This is a genomic window from Ramlibacter sp. (assembly GCF_035554825.1).
Lineage (GTDB): Bacteria > Pseudomonadota > Gammaproteobacteria > Burkholderiales > Burkholderiaceae_C > Ramlibacter.
The window spans coordinates 1-6,300 of the sequence record NZ_DATMHS010000160.1; the positions used below are offsets into that span (position 1 = coordinate 1).

The following is a 6,300-nucleotide window of genomic DNA, read 5'->3' on the forward strand; positions in this document are numbered from 1 at the left end:
CGACTCCTGGAACGTGCGGCCCATGGCCATCACCTCGCCCACCGATTTCATCTGCGTGGTGAGGTGCGAATCGGCCTGCGGAAACTTCTCGAAGGCGAAGCGCGGCACCTTGGTGACGACGTAGTCGATGCTCGGCTCGAAGCTGGCCGGGGTGGCACCGCCGGTGATCTCGTTGCGCAGCTCGTCGAGCGTGTAACCGACCGCCAGCTTGGCCGCCACCTTCGCGATCGGAAAGCCGGTGGCCTTGGAGGCCAGCGCCGACGAACGCGACACGCGCGGATTCATCTCGATCACGATCATGCGGCCGTCGATCGGGTTGACCGCGAACTGCACGTTCGAGCCGCCGGTGTCCACGCCGATCTCGCGCAGCACCGCCAGCGAGGCGTCGCGCATGATCTGGTATTCCTTGTCGGTGAGCGTCTGCGCTGGCGCGACGGTGATCGAGTCGCCGGTGTGCACGCCCATCGGGTCGAGGTTCTCGATCGAGCAGACGATGATGCAGTTGTCCGCCTTGTCGCGGACCACTTCCATCTCGAATTCCTTCCAGCCGACCAGCGACTCCTCGATCAGCAGTTCGCTGGTCGGCGACGCCTCCAGCCCGCGCTTGCAGATCACCTCGAACTCGTCGGTGTTGTAGGCGATGCCGCCGCCGGTGCCGCCGAGCGTGAAGCTGGGGCGGATCACGGTCGGGAAGCCGAGCGACCGCTGCACGGCCCAGGCCTCGTCCATCGAATGCGCGATCCCGGAACGGGCCGAGCCCAGGCCGATCTTGGTCATCGCGTCCTTGAACTTCAGCCGGTCCTCGGCCTTGTCGATCGCCTCGGGGGTGGCCCCGATCAGTTCGACCCGGTACTTGTCCAGCACGCCGTTGCGCCACAGGTCCAGCGCGCAGTTCAGCGCCGTCTGGCCGCCCATGGTCGGCAAGATCGCGTCGGGCCGCTCCTTGGCGATGATCTTCTCGACCGTCTGCCAGGTGATCGGCTCGATGTAGGTGACATCGGCCGTGGCCGGGTCGGTCATGATCGTCGCCGGGTTGGAGTTGATCAGGATGACCTTGTAGCCCTCCTCGCGCAGCGCCTTGCACGCCTGCACGCCGGAGTAGTCGAACTCGCACGCCTGGCCGATGATGATCGGGCCGGCGCCGATGATGAGGATGCTCTTGATGTCGTTACGCTTCGGCATTTACTTTTTCGCTCCCGACTGTTCCATCGACGCGATGAAGCGGTCGAAGAGATAACCGATGTCATGGGGCCCCGGCGACGCTTCCGGGTGGCCCTGGAAACAGAACGCCGGACGATCCGTGCGGGCCAGGCCCTGCAGCGTGCCGTCGAACAGGCTCACGTGGGTGGCGCGCAGGTTCGCCGGCAGCGTCTTCTCGTCGACGGCGAAGCCGTGGTTCTGGCTGGTGATGCTGACCCGGCCGGTGTCGAGGTCCTTCACCGGGTGGTTCGCGCCGTGGTGGCCGAACTTCATCTTGAAGGTCTTCGCGCCCGAGGCGAGCGCCATGATCTGGTGGCCCAGGCAGATGCCGAAGGTCGGATAGCCGGCCTCGATCAGTTCCCGCGAAGCCGCGATCGCGTAGTCGCAGGGCTGCGGGTCGCCGGGGCCGTTGGCCAGGAACACGCCGTCCGGATTCATCTTGCGCACCTCGGCGGCCGGCGTCTGTGCCGGCACCACCGTGATGCGGCAGCCGCGCTCGGCGAGCATGCGCAGGATGTTCTTCTTGACCCCGTAGTCGAATGCGACCACGTGGAACCTGGCGTTCTTCTGCTCGCCGTAGCCCGAGCCCAGGCGCCACTCGCTCTGCGTCCAGGCGTAGGGCTCCTTGGTGGAGACCACCTTCGCCAGGTCGAGGCCGGCCATGTCGGGCGCCTGCTTCGCGGCGGCGATGGCCCGGTCGATCAGGGCCGGCGTCACCTGCTCGCCCGGCGCGACGCCGACGATGCAGCCGTTCTGCGCACCCTTGGTCCGCAGCAGCCGGGTGAGCTTGCGGGTGTCGATGTTGGCGATGGCCACGGTCTGCTCGCGGCGCAGGTACTCCGACAGGGTCTGGCTGGTGCGGAAGTTCGAGGCGATGAGCGGCAGATCGCGAACGATCAGGCCCGCGGCATGGACCTTGCTGGCTTCGACATCCTCTTCGTTGACCCCGTAGTTGCCGATGTGCGGATACGTGAGCGTCACGATCTGCTGGCAGTAGCTCGGGTCGGTGAGGATTTCCTGATAGCCGGTCATGGCCGTGTTGAACACGACCTCGCCGGTGGTGGAGCCGGTGGCCCCGATCGAAACGCCAACAAAGACCGTGCCGTCTGCAAGCGCCAGGATGGCGGGCGGGAAGGTTCCCTGTCGAGACAAAAGCACTGGGTTCTCCGGATGGTGACGGTACGCCCAGGGATCAAGCGCGCGTGCCGATGCCGGCAGCTGCATTTGTCGGGGAGGAAGCTTCGATGCGCTAGGCGTACGGGTTAGCGGGAAAGCCCTTGATTATAACCGGCGAGAGGGTATTCCCCAGCTCGCACCGGGCATTCGCGAGGCTCAGCCGGCGTGCGCGGCGGCGCTGGCGTGCAGGCAGATCGCGGCGGCGGCGGCCACGTTCAGCGACTCCTCGCCGCCGGGCTGCACGATGCGCACCGCCACCGCGGCGCGCGAGGCCAGTTCGTCGCTCAGGCCCTGCCCTTCGTGTCCCAGCGCCCAGGCGCAAGGCCACGGCAGCGCCGCCCGGTGCAGCCACTCGCCGGCATGCGAACTGGTGGCGATCACCGGCACCGCCAGCGCATCGAGCGCCGCCGGTTCCAGGCCTTCGAGCAGGTGCAAGGCGAAATGCGCGCCCATGCCGGCACGCACCACCTTGGGACTCCACAGGCCGGCCGTGCCCTTGATCGCCAGCACCTGGTGAAAGCCGAAGGCGGCGGCGCAGCGCAAGATCGCGCCGACGTTGCCCGCGTCCTGCAGCCGGTCGAGGATCAACGACGCCGCGCCCGGCTGCAACGGCCGGGCCGGCGGCAGGTCGATCACGAACCCCATGCGGCCGGGCGATTCCAGGCCGCTGATCGATGCGAACAGCGGGTCCGGCAGCACGACGGCCCTGGCGTCCAGGCCCGACCATTCGGGGCCGCCCTCGTCCCAGAGCGACTGGGAAAAGACCGCGAGCACCGGCGCCACCCGGCGCCCGAGCGCGGCGCGGCAGAGATGGTCACCCTCGAGCCACACCCTGGCCTGCCGGCGGTAGGCGGTGCTGTCCTGCGCCAGCCGGCGCAGCTCCTTCAGCAAGGCATTGCCGGCCGAGGTGATGAACTGGGGGCCGCCGGAGGTCACGCCGCGGTGAGGCTGACGGCGAGGCCATCCTCGGTCACCAACGTGGCCGCCACCGGGCTGAAGAACTTGCGGTGGTGCCGGCAAGCACCGTGGGCGCGCAGCGCCTCCAGGTGTTCCGGCGTGCCGTAGCCCTTGTGGGAGGCGAAACCGTATTGCGGGAATTCCTCGTGCAGGGTTTCGCAGAGCCGGTCGCGGTGCACCTTGGCCAGGATCGATGCCGCCGAGATCGACTTGATCTTGGCGTCGCCGCCGACCACCGCCTCGGCCAGCACGTCGATCGTCGGCAGGCGGTTGCCGTCCACCAGCACCTTCACCGGCCTCAGCCGCAGGCCCTCGACTGCCCGCTTCATCGCGAGCATGGTGGCGTGCAGGATGTTCAGCTCGTCGATCTCCTCGACGCTGGCCTGCGCGATCGAGCAGCACAATGCCTTCTCGCAGATCTGGTCGAACAGGCGGTCGCGCTGCAGCGGGCTCAGCACCTTCGAATCGGCCAGGCCCCGGATCCGGCGCGCGTCGTCCAGGATCACGGCCGCGGCGACCACCGGACCGGCCAGCGGGCCGCGCCCGGCCTCGTCGACGCCGGCCATCAGCCCGACCGGGTCCCAGTCGAGCCGCTTCTGCTCAGGCTTTCTGGGAGATGACTTTTTCGATGGCATCGGTGGCGAGGGTGGCCGTGTCGCGTTGCAGGAGCTGGTGCAAGGCGGTGAATCGCTGCTGCACGGCCGCCATTCTGTCAGGAGCGCGCAGCCATTCCAAGACGCTCGCTGCGAGCGCGTCGGGATTTGCACGGTCCTGTACCAATTCCGGCACGACGAACTCGCCGCACAGGATGTTGGGCAGCCCGATCCAGGGCTGCAACTGCTGCCGGCGCATGATGTGGTAGGTCAGCCAGTTCATGCGGTAGGCGATCACCATCGGCCGCTTCAGCAGCGCCGCCTCCAGGGTGGCGGTGCCGCTGGCGATCAGCGTCAGGTCGCACGCGGTCAGGATCTCGTGGGAGCGGCCGTCGACGATCCGCACTTCCGGTCCCAGCCCGGCGCCCCGCGCCGCCTGCTCGATCGCCGGGCGCAGCGCCGGCACGGCGGCGACGATGAACTGCACGCCGGGCCGCGCCTGGCGCACGCGCGCCGCTGCCTGGAAGAATGGCGCCGCCAGGTAGCCGACCTCCGAAACGCGGCTGCCCGGCAGGATGGCGACGACCTCGCCCTGCTCGGCCAGTCCCAGCGCGCGGCGCGCGGCCGCCCGGTCGGGCACCATCGGCAGCACGTTCGCCAGCGGATGCCCCACGTACGTGGCGGGAATGCCGTGGCGGGCCAGCAGCGCCGGTTCGAACGGGAACAGGCACAGCACGTGGTCGCAACTGCGCCGGATCTTGTCGGTGCGGCCGGGCCGCCAGGCCCAGATCGACGGGCAGACGAAGTGCACCGTCTTCACCCCGGCCGCCCGCAGCCCCGCCTCGAGATCGAGGTTGAAGTCCGGGGCGTCGACGCCGATGAAGACGTCCGGCCGCTCGCCCAGCAGGCGCTGCTTCAGTTGTTCGCGGATGCCGACGATTTCGCGGTAGTGCCGCAGCACCTCGACGTAGCCGCGCACGGCGAGCTTGTCGTGCGGCCACCAGGCCTCGAAGCCGCGGCGGGCCATGTCGGGGCCGCCGATCCCGGCGGCTCGCAGTTGAGGCCAGCGCACGCGCATGCCGTCCAGCAGCAGGCCGGCGAGCAGGTCGCCGGAGGCTTCGCCGGCCACCATGGCGAATGTGGGTGCCCTGCTTGTCAGTTCGCGCACTGCGCTCCCTCCCGAGGGAGCCCTCGCGCCTGGCGACGGCACGGTGGCGCTCAAGCGCTCACCTCTTCAGCGGACGATGCCGCGCTGCGGATCGACCCGTCCGAGGAAGGACAGCATCAAGTCCACGTCCGCGGCCGCCGCCGGGGTCTGCGCCGCCAGCTCGGCGATGCGCGACTTGGCCTGCTCCAGCGTCAGCTGCTGGCGGTAGAGGGCCTTGTGCATGGCCTTCACGGCGGCGATGCGCTCGGCGCCGAACCCGCGCCGGCGCAAGCCCTCGAAATTCATCGAGCGCGCCTGGGCCGGCTGGCCCTGGCTCATGACGAACGGCGGCTGGTCGGCGAGCAGCACCGAGCCCATCGCCGTCATGCCGTGGCCACCGATGCGCACGAACTGGTGCACGATGGTGAAGCCGCCCAGGATCACCCAGTCGCCGACCTCCACGTGGCCGGCCAGCTGCGAGTTGTTGGCGAAGATGGTGTTGTTGCCCACGACGCAGTCGTGCGCCAGGTGCACGTAGGCCATCAGCCAGTTGTCGTTGCCGACGCGGGTCACGCCGCCGCCGCCGGGCGAGCCGATGTTGTAGGTCGAGAACTCGCGGATCGTGTTACGGTCGCCGATCACGAGTTCGCACGGCTCGCCCGCGTACTTCTTGTCCTGCGGGATCGCGCCGAGCGAGTTGAACTGGAAGATCCGGTTGTCGCGGCCGATGGTCGTGTGGCCCTCGATCACGCAGTGCGGCCCGACGCTCGTGCCGGCATCGATGCGCACATGCGGCCCGATCACCGTGTACGGGCCGATCGTCACCGAGCTGTCGATCTGCGCGTGCGGATCGACGATCGCCGTCGGATGGATCCGGGTCACGACGCGGGATTCCTCAGGACACGGTGCGCATGGTGCACATGATCTCGGCTTCGCAGGCGATCTCCTCGCCCACGCGCGCGACGCCCTTGAACTTGTAGATGCCGGCCTTGGCCCGCTCGAGCGAGACGTCCATGACGAGCTGGTCGCCGGGCTCCACCGGGCGCTTGAAGCGCGCGCCGTCGATGCCCGCGAAGTAATAGACCTGGTTCGCGTCGGCGGTCTTGCCCATGGTCGCGAACGACAGGAGCGCGGCGGTCTGCGCCAGCGCCTCGATCATCAGGACGCCCGGCATGACCGGGCGCTGCGGGAAATGTCCCATGAAGAACGGCTCGTTGATCGTGACGT

At 68.7% G+C, this 6,300-nt stretch carries 7 protein-coding genes; all 7 read right to left on the bottom strand.

The annotated features are described in order from the left end of the window. Positions 1-1,182: carbamoyl-phosphate synthase large subunit (gene carB, locus VNT59_RS19890; RefSeq protein WP_325501360.1), on the bottom strand; the 1,182-nt coding region annotated here is incomplete at its 3' end. Continuing rightward, the gene (gene carA, locus VNT59_RS19895) at positions 1,183-2,358 is read right to left on the bottom strand and encodes a glutamine-hydrolyzing carbamoyl-phosphate synthase small subunit (RefSeq protein WP_325501362.1); all 1,176 of its coding nucleotides are present in this window, start codon (positions 2,356-2,358) and stop codon (positions 1,183-1,185) included. Positions 2,359-2,532: 174 nt separating this feature from the next. After that, entirely contained in the window at positions 2,533-3,312 is a 780-nt protein-coding gene (locus VNT59_RS19900; RefSeq protein WP_325501364.1) for an RNA methyltransferase, read from the bottom strand. Continuing rightward, on the bottom strand, positions 3,309-3,968 hold the full coding sequence (gene rnhB, locus VNT59_RS19905) for a ribonuclease HII (protein ID WP_325501366.1): 660 nt from the start codon (positions 3,966-3,968) through the stop codon (positions 3,309-3,311). The genes VNT59_RS19900 and rnhB overlap by 4 nt, the downstream gene beginning before the upstream one ends. Then, a complete protein-coding gene (gene lpxB / locus VNT59_RS19910) occupies positions 3,934-5,085 on the bottom strand; it encodes a lipid-A-disaccharide synthase (RefSeq protein ID WP_325501372.1) in 1,152 nt (383 codons plus the stop codon). The genes rnhB and lpxB overlap by 35 nt, the downstream gene beginning before the upstream one ends. Positions 5,086-5,160: 75 nt before the next feature. Next, positions 5,161-5,955 carry an acyl-ACP--UDP-N-acetylglucosamine O-acyltransferase gene (gene lpxA / locus VNT59_RS19915; protein ID WP_325501368.1) on the bottom strand — a complete coding sequence of 265 codons (795 nt, stop codon included), beginning with the start codon at positions 5,953-5,955 and terminating at the stop codon, positions 5,161-5,163. A 13-nt stretch (positions 5,956-5,968) separates the two neighbouring features. After that, positions 5,969-6,300: 3-hydroxyacyl-ACP dehydratase FabZ (gene fabZ / locus VNT59_RS19920; protein ID WP_325501370.1), on the bottom strand; the 332-nt coding region annotated here is incomplete at its 5' end.

Excerpts from the sequence above, each read along its gene's own strand:
- rnhB (WP_325501366.1), bottom strand. The coding sequence starts at position 3,968 with ATGCCATCGAAAAAGTCATCTCCCAGAAAGCCTGAGCAGAAGCGGCTC.